Here is a 20221-nt window from a genome sequence, read left to right as displayed (position 1 = left end):
TATCGATTGAGTCATCTAATTTTGCTATAGAATTCTTCGACAGTCTTTAATACCCGGCATGGTATTTAGTGCAACTGCCAGATTTTAATAAATTCTATTTTTACCGGCAGAAGTGGTCAACGGTATTTTTCTGCCGGATTTATTTGAATTTTAAAATGTATTTAAGTATTAGTAAACTATAAAAATTACGTTGTCCAATCGATAGATGACGGTTAAGGCACAGGCATAATTTTACTATTTGTCTGAATTAGAATTACGTTGAGTCTTCCGGAAATTCCGGAGGGCTTTTTTGTTCTATTCAGGTTTCATGGAAAAGCCATTTTGTGGATTAAGCACAAAAATTGAGGGTCAGAATATTGTTTAAACCCATCCAGTTTAGATTTCACGAAGATTTCTACTATATGATGCTATACTTTAAAGGAGGCAAAGATGGAATCAACTTCATTGATTCTTTATAAGCAAACGTATAATCATATAGTTTATCAGCGACTTTGTCACTCCTTAAGTTTCTTATCAATAAATGAACCCAATCTTGCCTTTCTTTCAATTTTCATAATTAACCTTTTAATGCCAACGCATAATCGATATGTGCTAAACAGGCCATATTATGGATAATAATTTAATGCCTGTCCTATAAAAAACACTACCCTGATGTTTAACGAGTGCATATACCTCATCAGAATTAGTATATTGATCGGGTATTCTTTTGGTAAATATCTTTTTAATACCGCGTCGATGCATTGTTTCTAAAATCACTTTTGAAAAAGAATCTTTTGCACTTTGCTTGGAATCTTTCTGTGATATTCCATTGGCGTGTATTCTGTAGAGGTATAATACTTTGTCAATAAACACAGCATTACCAAACTCAAATATTTTCAGATAAAGATCCTGATCAACAGCATTCACCAAATGAGGATTGATCCCTGAAGTTTTTAAATATACCTCTCTTTTAAAAGTAAAAAAGTGAGTCACCTCAGTAAGACAATTAAAAAAATATCTGTTGTTATAAATCTGCTTAGTATTTCTGAAAATATACAAGGGGTTCAAAAGCTCATCACACATCATAAACTTTGAATAAGCTGCCACAATCTTGCTGTTATCCTCAAATGCCTTAATGGAAAGCTCTAACGCCTGACGATGCAAAGCATCATCAGGATCAACAAAACCACAGATATCACCGGATGCATATTCTACACATGATTTTTTCGTATATCCGCAGCCTTTATTAACCTCGTTACTATATATTTTAAATCTTGAATCTCCCTGAGTCAGCGCATGGATAACTACCAAAGAATCGTCAGTCGAGCCGTCATCTACAATAATGACTTCCCAATTTTGATACGTCTGATCAATTAATGAGTCGTAGCATTCTCTAAAATATTTCCCGTTATTATAATTGGCAATCAGAATTGAAAATTTCATATGATTTTGAATCTAAAGGTTAAAAGCATATTGATACGGTAAACTTACAATAGGCCTTCAAACAAGCACTTATCCAAATTATCTCAATGATTTCATTTTTTATAAGGGAATTACATTGAGGTTAAGGATGTTGATTTTTTAAGGTTTAAAGAATAAAAAATAAATGTCTCAATATTGAGACATTTGTCGTAATTTTGCGTCAATGAAAAATTTATGAATACTCAGCAAAAAATTATCGATACCGCGATATCAGTTTTAAATGAGAATTTTGCGGCAACATTTGAAGACATTGCAGTACGCTGTGATATTAACCGACGGACATTACACCGTTATTTTAAAAATCGAAATGAATTGTTGGAAGCCTGCAGTACAAATATGCTGAGGGCTTGGGAGCTTGCAGCCATTGCAGCCTGTAAAAGTTCCAAAGACCCTTTGGTACAACTGGAGCATTTATTATACGCCGGAATCGACAGTGGAACAAAGTATGCTTTCCTAATTAAACTAACTGACATTGAATCCCAGCCAACAACTTATGAAAGCGAGGAAAGCGCTACTTATTTCAATTTAAGAAACCAATTATTTGATGCTATTCAGGAGTTACAAAAAGAAAAAGTCATAGATGATCAGTTTCCATTACCATGGATAAAAATTCTTTTTACCAGTGTGATCACGGCAACCATCACGGCGTTCAGATCCGGAGATATTGCCCCAAATGAAATAAAAAAATTAGCCTGGCATTCCTTCAGCAGAAGCATTGGCATACAATTAAACAAATAAAAAATGATACATTCCTTTTTAATGATAGGTCAGTCCAATATGGCCGGTCGTGGCTATGCTAAAGAAGTTCCGCCTATCTATGATGAACATATAAAAATGCAGAGAAACGGATTATGGCAAATCATTTCCGAACCTATCAATTTTGATCGTCCCAGTGCCGGCGTAGGGCTTGCCGCTTCGTTTGCGGCTTCATGGAGACTCGATAATGAGCAAGATGAGATAGGATTGATTCCTTGTGCCGATGGTGGAACCAGCCTTGATGATTGGGCTGTTGGCGGAGCTTTATTTGAAAATGCCATATCACAGGCCAAACTTGCACAGCGAACGAGTAAGATTATGGGGATTTTGTGGCATCAGGGTGAAAGTGACTGCTCTCCGGAAAAAGCTGAGCAATACTCTAAAAAATTTTCTATAATTATTGAGACGTTACGCAAAGAACTAAATATTCAGGAAGTTCCTCTTATGATCGGTGGTTTGGGAGACTTCTTGGCAAACGGAATCTTCGGGCAGTACTTCGCCTCTTACCCTTTGATAAATCAGGCATTGCAAGACTTTGCACAGACTAATGAAAACGCTTATTTTGTTACGGCAAAAGGACTTAGTGCAAATGCTGATGGTATTCATTTTAATGCTCTGTCACAAAGATTGCTGGGAGTAAGATATTATCAGGCTTTCCGTAATTTGGCCTCTCTTCCCGATCCTCTCGTTGATGAAGACAAGATATTGGCAACAATCTATAATCGTCCTTATACCAAAAATGAAAAAATAAAATTGCTGGAGCATGAATTTGCCGTTGGGAATATTGAAGCTAAAGATTATCTGGCCGAACTGGGAATGATGAGTGGTGAATAAAATATTTTCCAGATTAATACCTGATGCTTTTCTGCAAATTAGGTTTGAATGACCAATAAAAAGAAGCTGTCTCAAAAGTCAAATAATTTAGCTTTTGTCATTGGCTACGCCGAATCTGCGATTTCTGACGAAGGAAGAATCTTATTGTTTATCTATTATTTAAGATTCTTCACTACATTTCATTTCATTCAGAATGACACTTTTGAGACAGCCTCCTGTTTTTATCTTAAACGATTGGAATACATCTGCAAGAGCATGGTACGCCTATTTCCGGATCACATGCACTTATGTCTTCACAAACGTACATGTATCCAGCTTTACAGAAGGCTATTCCTCCTTTAATTGCTTTTAAACTTTCTCTTGAAACTTTTTTGAAATTTTTCATGGTATAATTTTAATTTATTAAGCAATAAATATAATAAATACTCTACAATTGAGGATTTAACATAAAAAAATTAATTATAATATTTACCGGTTTAAGAATTAGGAAACCAGCTCATATCGGGACGGTAGATCATTGTTTCAGATTCCACGGCACTTATTGTTTTTATTTTTAACATCTGTTGATATTCCGTAATTTTTTCATGAAGGTTTTCACTTAAAGAATAATCATTCCAACTATCAAAACCTAGCATAAGAATAATTTGATTGACAGAACCTCCATCAACTACTTTATAAGTCTTGTAAAACTTGATTTTTCTGGAAACATAATAGTCTTTTAGTTTTTCACTTACCCTTATAGATTGCTCAACATTATCAACTGTTAAGGTGACCAATTTTATTAGTTTTGTTTTCAAAGCAAAAGTATCTATACTGCTAGCTTTGGGAACATTTTCTACTTTAAAAATTGTCTGTACATCACCAAATGGGAAAACATTAAGTTTATTGTCTGCCATGTCATCAGCAGGCTTTACAGCTGTATCGAAATCAGCCCAGATATGGTCGAAGGTAGCATCTACAAATTGTCCGTATCTAGGTCCTGAAATAAAAAACCAACCATACCAACCCCATTGGTCTTTATTTACTTTATGCCAATTGAGATGTTGTTTATATCCCTTTTCAAAATTTTCTGATTCTCCGTTTTTGGGTTTCCAGATTGCAAACTGTCCAATAGTTGCATTTTGTCCATACATAAAACCCGCAAACAAAAGTGTGCAAAGAAATAGCGCTTTTTTATTAAGATATCTACGTTGTCTTTTTAAATACAGCAGCAGAGACCAATCATTATTCTCCTTAGAATAAGCAATCCTATTTTTATGATTTTCCATTTTAAAAGATGATTTGATTTTTAAAAGATATGAAAGATTTTCAGACAAATATATAATTCTTTACTAGCCAAAAGTACCAAGCAAACAGTATATCAACATGAGAAAATTTGAACTGACAGGACATTCTCCATCCGATAATTATAATTTTAGCAAACGGAAAGGTTACAGAATTGAGGATTATTAAGAATAGTCCGTTGGTATTTCCTGGTTCAAAAAAATCCTGCAAAAATTGAATTTCGCAGGATTAATGTAATTTTAGTGCATTTTGAAGACTTCTTCAATTACACTCAGTGGAGAATACGGGATTCGAACCCGTGACCTTTTGACTGCCAGTCAAACGCGCTAGCCAACTGCGCCAATCCCCCTTTTTTGAAGCGGTACAAAAGTAAGTAATTAAATGATATGTGCAAATATTTTGTTGAATTTTATTTGACAAGGACATAAATAAAGGACATATTCAGAAAAAACCTAGATGACAACAGTGTTTGTAAGGTAGATTTAGATTTACAATTAGATTTGATTCCTCCTCTTTGTTCTTTAAATTAAATTATCCTACATTTGAAAAGATGAACCTTTGAACAGGTTCTTAGTAAAGCAATTATGAAAACTTATTTTATTGGATGAAAGATACTAATACAACAGATCCTATAGAAAGACGAAAACAACAAATAGCTCGACAGCAGGGAAGTAAGACTGCATTATTAGGTATTTTGATTGGTCAGGCTATGATCTTATTGGGCGGTATATTGATAGCCCGCTCTATATTTGGTTTTTTAGAACAGGATATGGCAAATTCAAATGAACCTCCCTTAGCAATTTTTGGGATGGTTGCAGGGTTACCATTTATCATTTTTGGTCTCTTTGTACATTTTGGATCTAGCCGTAGATTTACCGGAAAACTGCTTTCATCTCCTGGTATTGGCCCGGGTGCTGTTCTTTTCATGGGACTTGCCATTGGTGCCTGGTGGGGTGCGCTATCATTGCCAGCAATGGGATCATTATGGCTTATTCCATCGATCTTAAGCATTATTGCCGGATTACTCTTGTTAACTGGTATATTAATGAGAATGCGTCGATCTGCAAAGTATGTTCTTCTTACCCGTATGATAAAAGAAGGAAAAATAGTCGCTGCAGTCATTACAGATATTCCGGAAATAGAACCTAACTCCAGTGGTCTTATAGGAACAATTACTGTAAAATTCACGGATATGAATGGTGTGGATCGCTGGGTTCAGAAAACTGGACAGTGGAAACGTCAAGATCTACCAAAGACAGGAGATATGGCGACTGTACTTTATGATTCGAAACAGCCAGAAAATGTTTCCAGAATCTGGGTAGGCCCTCCAGGATCAGCGACAATAAAAGACTTTACTCTTTGGTATTCATAAGTTGTAATGATTGGCTTTACCTGTTTGCGATAGAACCAATCATTTTATATTTATACCTAGTTGAGATTACTGTTTAGTAAAAATCAAATCTTTTGTTTCAGGTAGGTAAATATTAATATCTGTACTTGGAGGACATTTACTATTATCAAGAATAATATCATTAGGTCGATATTCCCATGAGATTTGTGTAGAGTTAATTTTCTTTAAAACAACTTCTCCCCAACCTACACGGCAATTTGTACCACTATAAAAGAAAATAATAGAATTTATATCAGGTCTTGTTTTAATACTGTAAAGTTTATTTTGAGAATTACTATTATTTTTTGTATCTTGAAATATGGTTCCCGAAGGGCTTTTAACTATATATTGAATATCTAAAACATCTGAATAGTAATTTTTTCGTGAACTTTTTTGTAATACATTTTCAATCTTTGTAACATATAATATAATTTCTTTTCCATTAAAAGCCGCTTTGTAAACTCCTTCATATGACGGCAATTCATTGCTTAAGTCTTTTTTATATGCGTTTGCAGGAGTGTCATTCAAGCCTGTATTCAAGGGTAATATCTGTGCTTTACAAGATAAAAAGCTTGTAAAAAGACTAAAAAGAATTACTGTTTTAATATTTATTATTTTCATATACGAATATTGTAATTTTTATGAAAAGTTGTTAAAATTGGTTGGTTATTACCATTTAAACTTATAATTTTAACGGTGCCATCACTTTCTTACTCCAAAAATTATTTATTGAATCATCACTATTGATATATGTAAGATGCTCACATGCAAGTAAACTAAAATGATTGGCTTTACCATTTTGATATTACGGTAGAACCAATCATTTTATCTTTTATTAAAAAACAGCTTATAATTCAGTTTGAAGTTATTGTTTCACTACATTTATGCGCTTTTCAGTTGGGATGGTTGTTTTAAAATTACTGCAATCCTGTGTAGCAATATCATTGTCAGGTAAAAATAGCACACCCATATTATTCGGAGTCTCTGGTTTTATTATTAAATATACGTATCCATAATCTATACACCCTAACTTTCCTCCAGCAAAACGCACCATATACGCTTTTAAATTTGGCTGAAAATTGTGTCCAAAAAAATCTGTTTCATTATCTTGCTTATTGAAGCTATCATATTCTACTATTCCATTAGAATTAGTAATCTTTAATCTTCCAATCAACCTGTCTTTTTTTAAACTGTCTTCAAAACCAAAGTTCTCTTTTTTAATAAAATTGAACTCATAATTTTTACCTTCAAGTGAGCCTTTCCATGTTCCTACATATTTGTTCAATAAATTATTGACATCCTTTACGTAAGTTGCAACAGGGCAGTTTCCTGGCTGACACTGAGCCATTGTTTCAAGTGAAACAGTCTGTCCTATACAAGACGTGAAAATTGCAAAGCAAATAATACTTAATATATTTTTCATATTTTTTATTTTTTAATTATTAACCTGGGCATCCAGTAGTTACTTTAGCTTTTTCAGGAGTTAATTTTATTTCATAATTTGTGCCATTGGAATCCATCTTGTAAAGATTCGTTGCTTTAACATTCATTTTTTCACTAATAAAATTCAAAAATCCAGTTTCTAAATCACCTGAATATTTTTCGATAAATGTAGGGAAATCTTTAGTGAAATTTTTAATTTGATCAGAAGTGAAATTTTTAAGCTGATACTGGTTTCCTGTAAACCGAATCTGATAATTGCCAGAACTCGTTACCATTACTGCATATACATCAGACAATGGTCTTCCTGCTTCCTGAGCATTTCTAAGCATGTCCATGAAATATGCTATATCCGCTGGAGAAAACATTTTTATTCCTGTTCTTGTTATTTCCGTTCCATCAGTGTCTGTATACGTATGATCATTAACATGAGTATGGAGATAAGCCATTATGTTTTTATTCTCAGGCAAATCGGGTCTTGGAAGAGATAAGGTGTTTGAGGTTTCACTTTGCCCTGCTGTATCTTTATAAGTGTAACTTCCGTCAGCTCTTTGGACATAGCCCGTTTCTCCTTTTAGTCCTGTTTTTCCTTCTAAATTTATAACATTACTTTTAAACGTTGCATTATTTCTTAAAGCCTTAACTTTTGCGCAATTATCTGTAAATTCTTTAAAATCAGGAGTATATGGATAACCTCCACTACCTCCAGAACCACTTCCAGGAGGGCCTCCTGCAGTAGAACCACCACAATTATTATTTACTTCTACACTTAGGCAAGGTAAGTAAGGACCTGAACTTTTGCATATTGTATTATTGTAGGAAAAGCTTTCTCCAGCACTTCCATCATCATTAGTCCATGTCCATGTGACTTCTACAGTATAACATAATTGCCCTTTGCTGTTTTGAGAAGCATTGTCTACAACTTTTCCTTTTAATTCTTTTCTGTCTTTAAAAACCAGAATATTAAAAAATTGATTGGAATCTCTATCTTCCTTTCTCTTAAAAAAAACTCTGTCTCCCTCTCTATATGCCACAAGAATAAAGTTTACCTTGCCATCCTTAATAACAGGAGCTTCCAAGAAGCTTTCATCAAAAGTTCCCATTGTAAGTCCGTAATCCCAGTATACAGTTCCAAAGTTTGTTGTAAAGTAACTTTTGTCGGCGTACTTATCAAAAATAGCTTTTACATTTTTGATATACTTTTCATCTTCTTTCCAAAGACTTTTGGAGGTGTATTCTTGGTTTTGCTTTTCATTAGTTTTAGCAGATATATCATCATGGATACAGGAGTACATTGAAGTTGTAATTGCTATTAAGAGAAATAGCTTTAGAATAATTTTTTTTCTCATTTATTGTTATTATTTTGGTTGCTAATATAAAAAAAACTTTTAATTCACCAACATGGGGCTTTCCCCATATTTTACAATGAAGTAGTGAGCACACTTCGCTCGGTACCTTTAACAAGCATTACAAAGTCTTTGGTGATTTACAGTAATAATGACAATACTACTAAGGGAGTTGTTGGGGTTCATATTCTCCAATGGATGGTAAAATACACCAGAATTCTATAAATCCTGCAATCTTACAATTTGCAGGATTTTTTTATTGAAGATTATATTTTTTTAAAATAAACTTTTTAGGCCAATTCATTTTACATAATAAACTGTAAATGAAAGTTTATGAACCATTCGAGGCGACTAAAACAATGAATAATTACGTCTATAATTCACCCTTCATCAAATCCCGTAATCAAGATTTAATACTCAATTCAAAAATAAATATCCATCTTTGCAGCCTTAAACTCAAAAACGCTAGTTTATTTCATGAGCATTATTTTGAAAAAGCGCCTTCTTATAGCGCTTGTATTACCAACGGCCGCCTTGTATTACGGGCAGAGTACGAAGGATTCGTTAGAAAAATCTAAATCCATTGATGAGGTGATGTTAGTGGGAAGAAACCTTTCTCAAACCGCCAAAGAACGAAAGACACCTGTAGCAGTTTCCACCATTAAGGCAGCTGAAATCCAGGAGAAATTAGGAAACAGAGAATTTCCTGAAATTATGAAGTCTACTCCATCCGTTTACGTTACCAAAGTAGGTGGTGGATTCGGAGACAGCAGAATCAACATGAGAGGTTTTGATGGTGCTAACATTGCTGTTATCATCAACGGGCAACCGGTTAACGACATGCAGGGAGGTACCGTTTACTGGTCCAACTGGACGGGGTTAGCAGACATTGCAAGCTCTATTCAGATCCAGAGAGGTTTGGGAGCATCTAAATTTGTAGTTCCGTCTGTGGGTGGAACTATCAATATTACGACCAAAGCTACCGATTCTGAGCAAAAAGCAATGGTAAAAGCAGAAGTTGGTAACGACAACTACTCCAGACTATCTGCGATGTACTCTTCAGGGTTAAAAAACAAGTGGGCAACAACCGTATTGCTTTCCCGCTGGCAAGGTGACGGTTACATCAACGGAACTAAGGGAGAAGGATATTCATGGTTTTTCTCTACAGGATTTAAGCCTAATGAAAAACACGCGTTCAATTTAATTGCAACCGGAGCACCACAGGTACACGACACAAGAAGATCTTCTGCAACCGGAGCAAATGTAGCAACCCTACGCCAACTTGATACCTACGGAAGAAGATACAATCCTCAAACCGGAATGCTGAATGGTTCTCAATTCAATTTAGCACCTAACTTCTACCATAAGCCAATTGCATCATTAAACTGGGACTGGACGATCAATGATAATCTAAAATTATCCACGGTAGTGTACGGTTCATGGGGACGTGGTGGTGGTGGTACCGGACTTAACGGTTCCATTAAAAATGCTAACGGACAAACCATGAATTTCATGAATTATGGTCAGGGAGGAGACGGCACCATCAACTGGGATATGATTTACCGTTATAACCAGGGAGGTATGGTAACGGACTATAATGGGAATAATTTCCAGAAAGGAACCTTTATCGCGCCTGCAGGCTCCCCTGCTGATTACAACGGAAAGTATGTAGCAACTCTCAACGGAACCAATGGTATCGTAAGAAAACAGAGTATCAATGCTCATGACTGGTACGGAGTGATTGCTGATCTTAATTACAAAAAAAATAACTGGACCTTTAACGGAGGTATCGATCTTAAAACTTATAAAGGAGCTTTGTATGACATCGTTACCGATATGTTGGGATCAGATGCATTATTTGTTCCCAATACGGCAAATTCTCCAAAAGGATATTATATTGACCGTACTGTAAAGCCGGAACCTCTTACTAAGCTTAATAATGCTCAGAAAGTATCAATCTATAACGAAGGTTTGGTAAAATGGGCCGGTGTTTACGGAATGATTGAATATAGTACTGAAAAATTAAGTGCATCCGTTCAGGGATCGGTTTCTGAGCAATATTATAAGAGAAAAGATTATATGTTGTATACTCCTGGAAATCAGGAAACCAAATGGTATCATAAAACGGGTTATATTGTAAAAGGAGGTGCCAACTATAATATTGATGAGCATCATAACGTATTTTTCAATACGGGAGTGATTTCAAGACAGCCGCTATTCAATGCATTATTCCCTTCTAACCAAAACATCTACAATGATGCGAAGAATGAAAGAATCTTCTCTATCGAATTAGGGTATGGTTTCAAATCCCGTTATATCGATGTGAACATCAATGCATACAGAACGCAGTGGGATGACAGGTTTATTTCAAGAACATTCAATGCTACGGCTGCGGATGTTGCAAAATTCTCTCAGTTAAGCCTTGGAAATGCTTATTTCTACAACGCACTGAATGTTGGACAAGTACACCAGGGAATCGAATTGGAAGCAAAGGCAAGACCTTTTGCCAACCTGAGATTGAGAGGAATGTTATCTTTAGGAAACTGGAAGTATAAAGGAAATGCAAACTTCAACATTCTTGATGTTCAAAGCAATCAGGAGGTATCGGGAGCAACCGGAATGATCAACATCAAAGACCTTAAGGTTGGAGATGCTGCACAAACTACAGCAAGTCTTGGAATTGATTATAGTATTACCAAAGCTTTCAGTATTGATGCCAACTGGGAATATTATGACAAGCTATACGCTCAGTTCAATCCTATCAACTTCTTAACAGCTGCAGATAGAGAAAGAGGTATCGTAAAATTGCCAAGTTATAACTTATTCGATGTAGGTGCTTCTTATAAATTTGCGATTGATCAGAAAAGATCTTTAACCCTAAGAGCCAACGTATACAACTTATTCAACAAATATTATATTTCTGAATTAAGCTCGAATATCTTCGCCGGTGACAAGATCGCCAGTGGCCCGGATGCCGGAAGAACCTACCAGGAAGCTGGCAGAGTTTATCAGGGCGTAGCTGATGGAAATACAGGATTCTTAGGTTTTGGAAGAACCTGGTCTGTTGCAGCGACTTTGAAATTCTAATACAATATTATTTCAATAATAAATCAATTGAACCCGCCAGAATTGGCGGGTTCTTTTATTATATGATTATTTTAAAGAAATAAATAATACATTAGACAAGAAAAATAATCAAAATCATTTAACTCTTTTCAATTGGATATGGATCAGGAAACGACGAATTATATTATCAACTATTTCAGTGAATTAATAACGAAACATGAAAAGTTAGCCCTAAAACATCAAATTTCTTCTTTCAAGAGTAATGAAAATCCACAATTCAGAAAGATAATGATAGATAGAGGCTGGATAAGTTCTGATCCTGAAATTACAAATCTATTGGAAAATGGTTATGAGATCTTTGAACAAAACATTGTAACGCGGATAATGACTGAAACTCCTGAAAAGGTGTTTTTTAACAACTGCCCGAAATGCAACAAACTTGCCCGTACTCCATATGCAAAACAATGCAGATATTGCGGATATAGCTGGCATCATTTAGTAGTTGCTGAATTTAAGATCAAAAGTGTTTTACAAATTACAGGAAGAAAATTCTTTCTCCTGGGAGAAATGATAAAAGGAGAAATCAAAGAAGGGCAACAAATAGATCTGACTTTGCTTGGAATTAATAAAAAACCTAAAATTGAAGCCATTGAGTTTGCTCTTACACGCAAAAACGGAGAAGCAAGGGAAGATATAGGACTTGGAATTAGTACATTAACTGAGGAAGAAAAATTGTACTTAAAAAATATCGATTCCTTCACGAAACCTGTAAATATAATTTGTGAATAATTTTACTATGTCTCCTCTCATCCATTATTCTGAGGATCATATTTGGAAAATTCTCCGGTATCTGTAAATTCCGAAGCTACCATACCCGTTTCAAAAATTGAATTTCTATTCCAGCTGGTATTAAAATAAAGGCCATTAGATGTCAGTAATACCATTCCAAAATCTTCATCCTGATGGTTAAAATGAAATCCATTTTGGTTTTCCATTGTCAAATCGTATCCGTATTGTAAAAGTATTTCCTTCAACTCTTTCAATTGTTGGTCTGTAAATGGAACGAGATTTTCATCATTTTCAAAAAAATTTTCAAGATTTAATCTTTGTTCCTTTTCTTTAGTTTCAATTCTAAATAGTTGGATATTGTAGCTCATCTAGATTCTTTAAAAATTAAATAAATCATCTTGGGCAAGTAGCAAAATAAAAAAAATACCCCTAAAAAGTATCTAACTTTTTGGGGCATTTTTTTTATTTTATCCTGGGATTTGATTTGCTGGTACGCAAAGACAAACACATTCTGTCTTGTCATCATCACAAATCCCTTCTGCTTTACAAAGATAAATGTATCCAACTCGACAGTTTCCTACACCCGGGCCCGAAGGTCCTCCTCCTGCAACTTGTTTTAACTGCTCTCTTGAGATCTTTTTGAAATTTTTCATAGTATAATTTTTATTTATTAGGCCACAAATATAATAACAAATCTTCCCATTGTGATTTAACATAAAAAAATATTCTGTATATCTGATGAATGCGAGTAAAATATACAAGTACCTCCATCCGATTAGTTTCTTATTTTGAATTCTTCACCTGCAATGCTCTTTGATAAAAAGATTGATTGGCAAGTTTGTCTTCAGCTTCGTCAATGGCCTTTAAAAGGTTATTTTCATTATCAGCAATGTCGCCCAATATCTGTGACATGAGCTCCCAGACCGGTTTCATTTTACCAATAAGTTCCCGACCTTTCATTGTTAGCTTGAATAACCTTTTGCGTTCATCCTGCTTATCCTTCTCCCACTGTATCAATTCTTGTTTTTCAAGTTCCTTAAGCAGGGTTATCGTAGATGGATGGGTATACCCTATTTCATTGGCTATTTCAACAACACTGGCTACTTCTTTCTGATAAATGGTGAAAATAACAGGAAACCATTTAAGTTCAAAATCAATCCCAAATGCTTTGTAGATCATTGCTCCATCCTTTCTCAATTGCTCACTGAGACGATGCAATCTGGTCGAAATGGCAAGAATTCCTGCTTCGTTAATGACATTCATAATTAATCTATTTTTAAATGGTAAAAGATATCGTCGGCGCTCATTAAAGGAAATTTTTCAGGAAGATTGACCTTTTCGATTTTGGTAAAATAATTCCTTTCATAAAAGCGCTGGGCTGCTTTCAGTACCGTTATCGTTCCTAAATACAGATCATCAATTTCATTTTCACGGCAAAAAGAGATCAAAACTTCCAATAACTCCTGTGCAATATTCCACTCTTTTCCTCTGAATTCTTTTTTAACAAACATTTTTCTGATGGCTCCTGCCCTTTCATCAAATTTTATCAATGCGATAGAGCCTACCAACTCACCTCCTACAAAAGCGCCCCAAAAGTTGCCGCCTGCTTCCTTATAAAAACCTTCGATCTGCATCAGATCCGGCTGGTCGTCTATTGTAATGGGAATATTAAATTCCTTCTGCTGTATATTCAGAATCAAATCAATCGCCTGCTCTGAATATGAATTTCCTATTGGTTGAATCTTCAGTTCCATACATTTTATTTTAAAGTACAAAACTACGTAGTTGAATACATATATCCAAAGGAAATTTTATTTTTAACATATATTAAAAGGTTGGAAGCCGGAAGAAAAATACTGGAAGTTCTATTTGTCCCTAAACATTCGCCAGTAATAAATTTGAGGATAACTAAGATAAAATATATCAGGGATCCATATTTTAGCCGTACAACTTCCAACAAAAAAACGCATGTCAAAATTGACACACGTTTTTATTATTATATTGCAAAATATTTCTATTTCCAGCCACCACCGAGAGCCTGATAAAGCTCAACAGCTGCTTTCATTTTACTGTATCGTGCATTAGAAATATTAAGTTCTGCGTTTAATGAATTGACACTTGCATTCAATACTTCAAGATAATTGGCCATACCATAGTTCACCAATTCCTGCGAATAATCAACAGATTTTTTATAGGCATCCAGTTCCTTTTGTTTTAAATCAATAAAAGAATCCTGCACCGAAAAAACTCTGATGGCATCAGATACTTCTTTCCCAGCTGTAAGTACCGTCTTTCTGAAATTCAGATAAGCAGTTTCCTGATTGGCAAGACTTACATCATAGTTGGTTTTGATCGCTCTTTTATTCAAAATTGGCTGAGCCAGTCCTGCCACCACGTTCGCAAACAATGAATTCACACTGAATAAATGGTCAATATCTACCGACTGAACACCTCCAGATCCTGTAATCTTAAGGGTAGGATAAAATTGAGCTTTCGCTGCCTTCGTCAATTCAAAAGCATTCATCAATGTGTACTCTGCTCTCATTACATCCGGACGGTTAGCCAATAATTGAGTTGGATAGCCCAGTTTTAAATCAATCGGAAGATTCTGACTTTCCAAAGTAGATCTCTCAATCGTATGAGAGGGTTCTCCCATCAAAAGACTCATTGTATTTTCAAGCAATTGTATTTGAGTGTCGATATCGATCAATAAAGATTTGGCATTAAAAACAAGTGCCTCACTTTGCTGTACCGCTACTTCTGTAACAGTCCCCGAAATTTTTAAAGCCTTTGTTGTTTCTAAATTCTTCTCACGAACCGCAATCGTTTCCGAAATGATCTTTTTCTGTGCATCGAAAGTCAACAACTGATAATAGGCAGAAGCAATGGATGAAACCAGGCTGCTTTTTACCGCTTTATGTGCCGCAACTGTTCCCAGATAGGTGGCAATCTGCGCCTTTTCCTGTGCTTTCAATTTCCCCCAGATATCAGCTTCCCAACCAAGGCTGGCTGTAATATCAAACTGGTTTACATATCTTCTTGAACCGATGATTTGTCCAAACTGTGTATTGATCGACTGTGTCTGGAAGGTATAATTGGGTCCGATCGAAAGAGTCGGTTGATAAGCGGCTTTGCTTTGCTTCAGATAAGCTTCTGCAGAATTAATACTTTCCAGGGCAATTCTGATATCAAGGTTGTTTTCCAGTGCCTTCGAAATATGTCCCTGAAGTATTGGGTCTCTGAAAATTTCTTTCCAGGAGATATTCGCGATACTTGTACTGTCTGAAGGAAGCATATCAGTACGGTAAAGCTTTTCGTCAACAACATTCTTTGGTCTTTCATATTCTTTTCTGGCCATACAGGATGTAATGGCTCCAAGGATGAAAGCAGAGAAAGTTATTCCTTTTATGATGTTTAATAAACTCTTCATTTTTGTTAATTAGAAGTTAGAGTTTAGAAATTAGAAGTTAGTTTTCAGATTGATTTCCAATTGCTAACTCCTGATTTCTTAAACCTTAATTTTATTCTGCTAAGTTGATCTCTTCTTTCTTAATAGGTTTGATCTTTTCCTGCAATGTTTCAAAGATGACATACAAAACCGGAATTACGAAAAGTCCTAAAATAGTTCCTATCAATAGTCCGATAGCTGCTCCGGTTGCAATAGATCTGTTACCTACGGCACCAATTCCACTTGCCAGAACTAACGGTAATAAACCGAAGATAAAGGCAAACGATGTCATTAGAATCGGTCTTACTCTCGCTTTAGCTGCATTGATGGCTGACATTACAATCGTTTCGCCATGATGCCTTCTCTGAACAGCAAATTCGACGATAAGAATCGCATTTTTTGCCAGTAGTCCCACAAGCATGATCAGGGCAATCTGGAAATAAATATTATTTTCCAAGCCCATAATCTTCTGGCCGAAATAAGCTCCCATTACCCCAAGAGGAAGAGAGATAACAACGATCAGCGGAAGGATATAACTTTCATACTGTGCAGAAAGGATAAAGTAAACGAAGATCAAACTTAGTCCGAAAATCAGAAGGGTCTGAGATCCTGAATTCAATTCTTCCCTTGTCAACCCTGTAAATTCTACTGCGTAGTTTTGATTCAGCGTTTCATTGGCCACCTGTTGTACCGCGGCAATGGCATCTCCGGAACTATATCCGTCAGAGTTTGCTCCTGTCACCTTCACGGAAGTAAACAGGTTATAACGGCTTACAGATTGTGGTCCATATGCTTTTTTCAAGGTTACAAACTGTGAAATCGGAGACATAATCCCTGAACCTGTTTTTACGTAAAGTTCATTTAGGTTTTCTATATTTTTTCTGTTTTCAGGAAGTGCCTGAACCATTACTCTGAACTGCTTCCCATACTTGGTAAAGTCAGCGGTATAAATACCCCCAATATACCCTTGCATGGTTGCCAGAATATCACTTACAGAAACCCCAAGCTGCTTGCTCAGAGGAACATTAATCTCCATCTGATACTGAGGATATTTTGTATTGAACGAAGTCTGGGCAAATTGAATTTCCGGTCTCTGCATAAGTTTGCCGATGAATTCATTGGTTTTATTATCCAGGTCAGCATATTCTCCACCTGATTTGTCCAGCAATACCATTTCAAAACCTGCACTGTTACCAAATCCCGGTACACTTGGCGGTTGAAAGAATACTACTTTGGCATCAGGAACGGCTCCTACAATTCCGAATAATCTTTTGGTGATATCTTCAGAAGTCTGGCCGTCTTTTTTTCTTTCATCGAACGGTTTCAGTTTAATAAACGCAAGACCGTTGTTACTTCCGTTTCCTGATAAGAATCCTCTACCTGTAGAAATTGTTACATTCTGTACTCCCGGAACTTTCAGTGCTTTAGCCTGAAGGGTCTTCAAGGCGTTATACGTTCTTTCCATGGAAGCTCCCGGAGGAAGCTGAACATCTGTAAAGATAATCCCTCTGTCTTCTGTAGGTACAAATCCTTTCTTCATAGTGCTGCTCGCCCAGAATAAGATACCTCCGGTAACAGCGAAAATAACAAGGGTTACCCATTTATGTCTTAACAGGAATACAAATCCTCTTCCGTAACGTTCAGTTGTTGTTTTAAAAGCAATATTAAACTTATAAAAAAACTTCTGCATTATATTTAAGCTCTTATACTCTTTATGATGCTCTGCGTGGGGTTTTAAGAATAATGAACATAAAACCGGACTCAACGTTAATGCATTAATAGCAGAAATGATGATGGCTATGATCAGCGTAATCCCAAACTGTTGGTAGAATACCCCTGTAGGACCGGTAATAAACGTCACGGGAATAAATACCGCCGCCATTACCAAAGTAATAGAAATAATAGCTCCTGTAATCTCATCCATTGCTTCTACCGTTGCTTTTTTAGCATCAGAAATACCGTGCTCCATCTTCGCATGAACAGCCTCGACGACGACAATAGCGTCATCCACCACAATACCGATGGCAAGTACCAATGCAAACAGGGTTAACAGGTTTAATGAATATCCGAAGAGATTCAGAAAGAAGAACGCCCCTACAATAGATACCGGAACCGCAATCGCCGGAATCAGGGTAGATCTGAAATCCTGAAGGAAGATATACACCACAATAAATACCAGAATAAATGCTTCAATCAAGGTATGTACTACCTTTTCAATAGAGGCATCAAGGAATTCGTTGGTATCAAAGTTAAAAGTATATTTAATTCCTTTAGGGAAAGTACTTTCTGCAGATTTCAGATAGGTTTTGATATTTTTGATAATCTCCTGTGCATTGGAACCCGGAGTCTGAAAGATCCCCATACTGATGGAAGGGCTGTTTCCGTTTTCCCCGATTCCTGTATACGACTGACCTGCCAGTTCTACTTTAGCAACGTCTTTCAGCATCAGGTTTTGTCCGTTTGCAAGAGATTTAATGATAATATTATCGTACTGTTCCTTATCGTTGAATTTACCTACATATTTGATGATATATTCAAAAGAACTTCCACTGTTCTGGCCAATAGAACCGGCCGCAGCTTCTCTACTCTGCTCGTTGATTGCATTGGTAACATCGGTAGGAGTTACGCTGTAAGCAGCCATTTTTGCAGGGTCAAGCCAGATTCTCATGGAGTAGTTTTTACCTCCGAAAACGTTGGCATCCCCTACACCATTTACCCTTTTAAGGTTTGGAATAATATTGATATTCAAAAAGTTCTGAAGGTATACGTCATCAAGATCTTTGTTTTCAGAATAGAAAGACATATACATCAGGGCACTTGTCTGCTGTTTCTGAGTCACAACTCCTGATCTCGTTACTTCGGAAGGCAAAAGTGGTGTCGCTCTGGCCACACGGTTTTGCACGTTTACCGCTGCAATATCAGGGTCAATTCCCTGTTTGAAGAAAACCTGGATCTGGGCAGAACCGTCATTTCCGGCACTGGAAGTAATATAATCCATTCCTTCCACCCCGTTGATCTGTTCTTCCAAAGGTACTACAACACTTTTCATCACCGTCTCAGCATTGGCTCCTGTATAGTTTGCAGAAACACTCACCGTAGGCGGCGCAATATCCGGATACTGTGTAACCGGTAACGAGATCAGCCCTAGCACACCGAGAATCACAATCAAAATTGAGATTACGGTAGATAAAACCGGTCTGTTAATAAAGTTTTTTATCATTAGAATTTCGGTTTTATTGATTGAACAAGACTATCCATTTTGATTGGTTTCGGTTTTACTGCTGTTCCAGGTTTCAGACCTCCGATACCTGCTGCAACAACTCTTTCCCCTTTATCAACTCCTGATTTTATAAGCGCCAGATTGTCGATTCTGTCGATAACGTTCACTACAACATTTCTCGCAGTATCTCCTTTTTCTATTTTGTATACGTAAACAATACCTTGTTGTTCATAAGTAGCACTTTCAGGAACTACAAGAACATTATCGTATCGTTGAGGGAATCTGATGGTTCCACTGTTACCGTTACTCAATAATTTCTGAGCATTGGAGAACGCCACTCTGAACTGAATCGTACCTGTTGTAGGATCAATCTGACCGGTAATTGCTTCGATTTTCCCCTTTTCAGGATAAAGACTTCCATTAGCCAGCTGAAGCTCAACCATCGGTAAGTTTTTAATTTTCTCAGGCATAGAAGCGCCCGGAGATTTTTCAAGGAAATCAAAATAATCTTTTTCATTCATTGCGAAGTAAGCAAAGATCTGGGAAGTATCGGAAATCGTCGTCAGAGGTGTCTGGTCAGACGGTCCTACCAAACTTCCGACTTTTAGCGGAAGTCTTCCGATCACCCCTGAAATAGGAGCTCGAATGATGGAATATTCGATATTGGCTTCTACTCCTTTATAATTGGCTTCCGCCTGTCTTTTAGCAGCATTGGCCTGTTGTAACTGGGCCTGAGCTTGAGCCAGCTGAGCTTGAGCAGTTTGCAACTGAACGTTACTGATAATGTTTTTCTGAACCAGAGGTTTTAGTTTATTCACTTCAACCTGAGCTGCATTTACAGAAGCCTGAGCCGCTGCAATACTGGATTGAGCAGCACCGATTCCTGCTTTGGATGCCGCAGCATTTTCGGTTAAGATATTAGTCTCCAAACGGAATAAAGGTTGCCCTTTGGAAACATATTGTCCTTCATCTACCAATACCTGGGTGATGTATCCCTGTATTTTGGCGCGTACATCATTGTTTACTCTACCCTGAATGGTAGCCGGAAACGTCTGATAACCCACTATATTTTTTGCCTCCACAGAAACAACAGGATACGGCTTGGCACCATCTTGTTTCGGAGCTTCTTTTTTGCAGGCTGTCAAAGAAAACGCTGCAATAGAAAGTATAACTAGCTTATTATTCAT

At 36.4% G+C, this 20221-nt stretch carries 18 protein-coding genes and 1 tRNA gene; 5 read left to right on the top strand and 14 right to left on the bottom strand.

The features are described 5' to 3' along the window. Positions 1-591: 591 nt before the first annotated feature. Entirely contained in the window at positions 592-1422 is an 831-nt protein-coding gene (locus tag EG342_RS17035) for a glycosyltransferase family 2 protein (RefSeq protein WP_103292603.1), read from the bottom strand. 213 nt (positions 1423-1635) lie between these two features. Here EG342_RS17035 and EG342_RS17030 point away from each other — a divergent pair, with 213 nt between their 5' ends. After that, entirely contained in the window at positions 1636-2199 is a 564-nt protein-coding gene (locus EG342_RS17030) for a TetR/AcrR family transcriptional regulator (protein WP_103292604.1), read from the top strand. 3 nt (positions 2200-2202) lie between these two features. Next, complete coding sequence (locus EG342_RS17025; RefSeq protein ID WP_103292605.1) at positions 2203-3051, top strand: sialate O-acetylesterase; 849 nt, start codon at positions 2203-2205, stop codon at positions 3049-3051. A 226-nt stretch (positions 3052-3277) separates the two neighbouring features. On the opposite strand, the gene EG342_RS25385 is transcribed toward EG342_RS17025, so the two are convergent. The 3 genes from EG342_RS25385 to EG342_RS17015 form a co-directional block, all read right to left on the bottom strand. Next, complete coding sequence (locus tag EG342_RS25385) at positions 3278-3436, bottom strand: bacteriocin-like protein (protein ID WP_164466664.1); 159 nt, start codon at positions 3434-3436, stop codon at positions 3278-3280. A 91-nt stretch (positions 3437-3527) separates the two neighbouring features. Then, a complete protein-coding gene (locus tag EG342_RS17020; RefSeq protein WP_123868127.1) occupies positions 3528-4319 on the bottom strand; it encodes a hypothetical protein in 792 nt (263 codons plus the stop codon). Between the two features lie 291 nt (positions 4320-4610). Further along, a tRNA-Ala gene (locus EG342_RS17015) sits at positions 4611-4684 on the bottom strand. 255 nt (positions 4685-4939) lie between these two features. Between EG342_RS17015 and EG342_RS17010 the strand changes: the two genes are divergently transcribed. Further along, positions 4940-5707, top strand: coding sequence for a hypothetical protein (locus EG342_RS17010; RefSeq protein ID WP_103292607.1), 768 nt, complete (start codon positions 4940-4942; stop codon positions 5705-5707). A 66-nt stretch (positions 5708-5773) separates the two neighbouring features. Here EG342_RS17010 and EG342_RS17005 read toward each other — a convergent pair whose 3' ends face one another. The 3 genes from EG342_RS17005 to EG342_RS16995 all read right to left on the bottom strand — a co-directional run bounded on the left by EG342_RS17005 (position 5774) and on the right by EG342_RS16995 (position 8514). Next, positions 5774-6346 carry a hypothetical protein gene (locus tag EG342_RS17005; protein WP_103292608.1) on the bottom strand — a complete coding sequence of 191 codons (573 nt, stop codon included), beginning with the start codon at positions 6344-6346 and terminating at the stop codon, positions 5774-5776. A 244-nt stretch (positions 6347-6590) separates the two neighbouring features. Then, complete coding sequence (locus tag EG342_RS17000) at positions 6591-7148, bottom strand: DUF6705 family protein (protein ID WP_123868126.1); 558 nt, start codon at positions 7146-7148, stop codon at positions 6591-6593. A gap of 19 nt (positions 7149-7167) precedes the next feature. After that, positions 7168-8514: a hypothetical protein gene (locus tag EG342_RS16995; RefSeq protein WP_103292610.1), complete on the bottom strand. Its 1347-nt coding sequence runs from the start codon at positions 8512-8514 to the stop codon at positions 7168-7170. Between the two features lie 474 nt (positions 8515-8988). Here EG342_RS16995 and EG342_RS16990 point away from each other — a divergent pair, with 474 nt between their 5' ends. Further along, positions 8989-11598 carry a TonB-dependent receptor gene (locus tag EG342_RS16990; RefSeq protein WP_103292611.1) on the top strand — a complete coding sequence of 870 codons (2610 nt, stop codon included), beginning with the start codon at positions 8989-8991 and terminating at the stop codon, positions 11596-11598. Positions 11599-11865: 267 nt separating this feature from the next. After that, on the top strand, positions 11866-12366 hold the full coding sequence (locus EG342_RS25360; RefSeq protein WP_185146513.1) for a hypothetical protein: 501 nt from the start codon (positions 11866-11868) through the stop codon (positions 12364-12366). 17 nt (positions 12367-12383) lie between these two features. On the opposite strand, the gene EG342_RS16980 is transcribed toward EG342_RS25360, so the two are convergent. The 7 genes from EG342_RS16980 to EG342_RS16955 all read right to left on the bottom strand — a co-directional run bounded on the left by EG342_RS16980 (position 12384) and on the right by EG342_RS16955 (position 20221). Next, positions 12384-12734, bottom strand: coding sequence for a hypothetical protein (locus EG342_RS16980; RefSeq protein WP_103292612.1), 351 nt, complete (start codon positions 12732-12734; stop codon positions 12384-12386). A 99-nt stretch (positions 12735-12833) separates the two neighbouring features. After that, positions 12834-13019 (bottom strand): bacteriocin-like protein, encoded by a 186-nt coding sequence (locus EG342_RS25785; RefSeq protein ID WP_103292613.1) that lies wholly within the window; start codon positions 13017-13019, stop codon positions 12834-12836. Between the two features lie 130 nt (positions 13020-13149). Next, entirely contained in the window at positions 13150-13629 is a 480-nt protein-coding gene (locus EG342_RS16975) for a MarR family winged helix-turn-helix transcriptional regulator (protein ID WP_103292614.1), read from the bottom strand. Between the two features lie 2 nt (positions 13630-13631). Next, complete coding sequence (locus EG342_RS16970; RefSeq protein ID WP_103292615.1) at positions 13632-14120, bottom strand: GNAT family N-acetyltransferase; 489 nt, start codon at positions 14118-14120, stop codon at positions 13632-13634. Positions 14121-14380: 260 nt separating this feature from the next. Further along, positions 14381-15796, bottom strand: coding sequence for an efflux transporter outer membrane subunit (locus tag EG342_RS16965; RefSeq protein ID WP_103292616.1), 1416 nt, complete (start codon positions 15794-15796; stop codon positions 14381-14383). A gap of 91 nt (positions 15797-15887) precedes the next feature. Continuing rightward, positions 15888-19034: an efflux RND transporter permease subunit gene (locus EG342_RS16960; protein ID WP_103292617.1), complete on the bottom strand. Its 3147-nt coding sequence runs from the start codon at positions 19032-19034 to the stop codon at positions 15888-15890. Next, complete coding sequence (locus EG342_RS16955; RefSeq protein WP_103292618.1) at positions 19034-20221, bottom strand: efflux RND transporter periplasmic adaptor subunit; 1188 nt, start codon at positions 20219-20221, stop codon at positions 19034-19036. Before EG342_RS16955 ends, EG342_RS16960 begins: the two co-directional genes overlap by 1 nt.

Source organism: Chryseobacterium lactis, assembly GCF_003815875.1.
Taxonomy (GTDB): domain Bacteria; phylum Bacteroidota; class Bacteroidia; order Flavobacteriales; family Weeksellaceae; genus Chryseobacterium; species Chryseobacterium lactis.
Note: the sequence above shows the minus strand (reverse complement) of the source record. Positions and strands in the feature narration are given on the sequence as shown.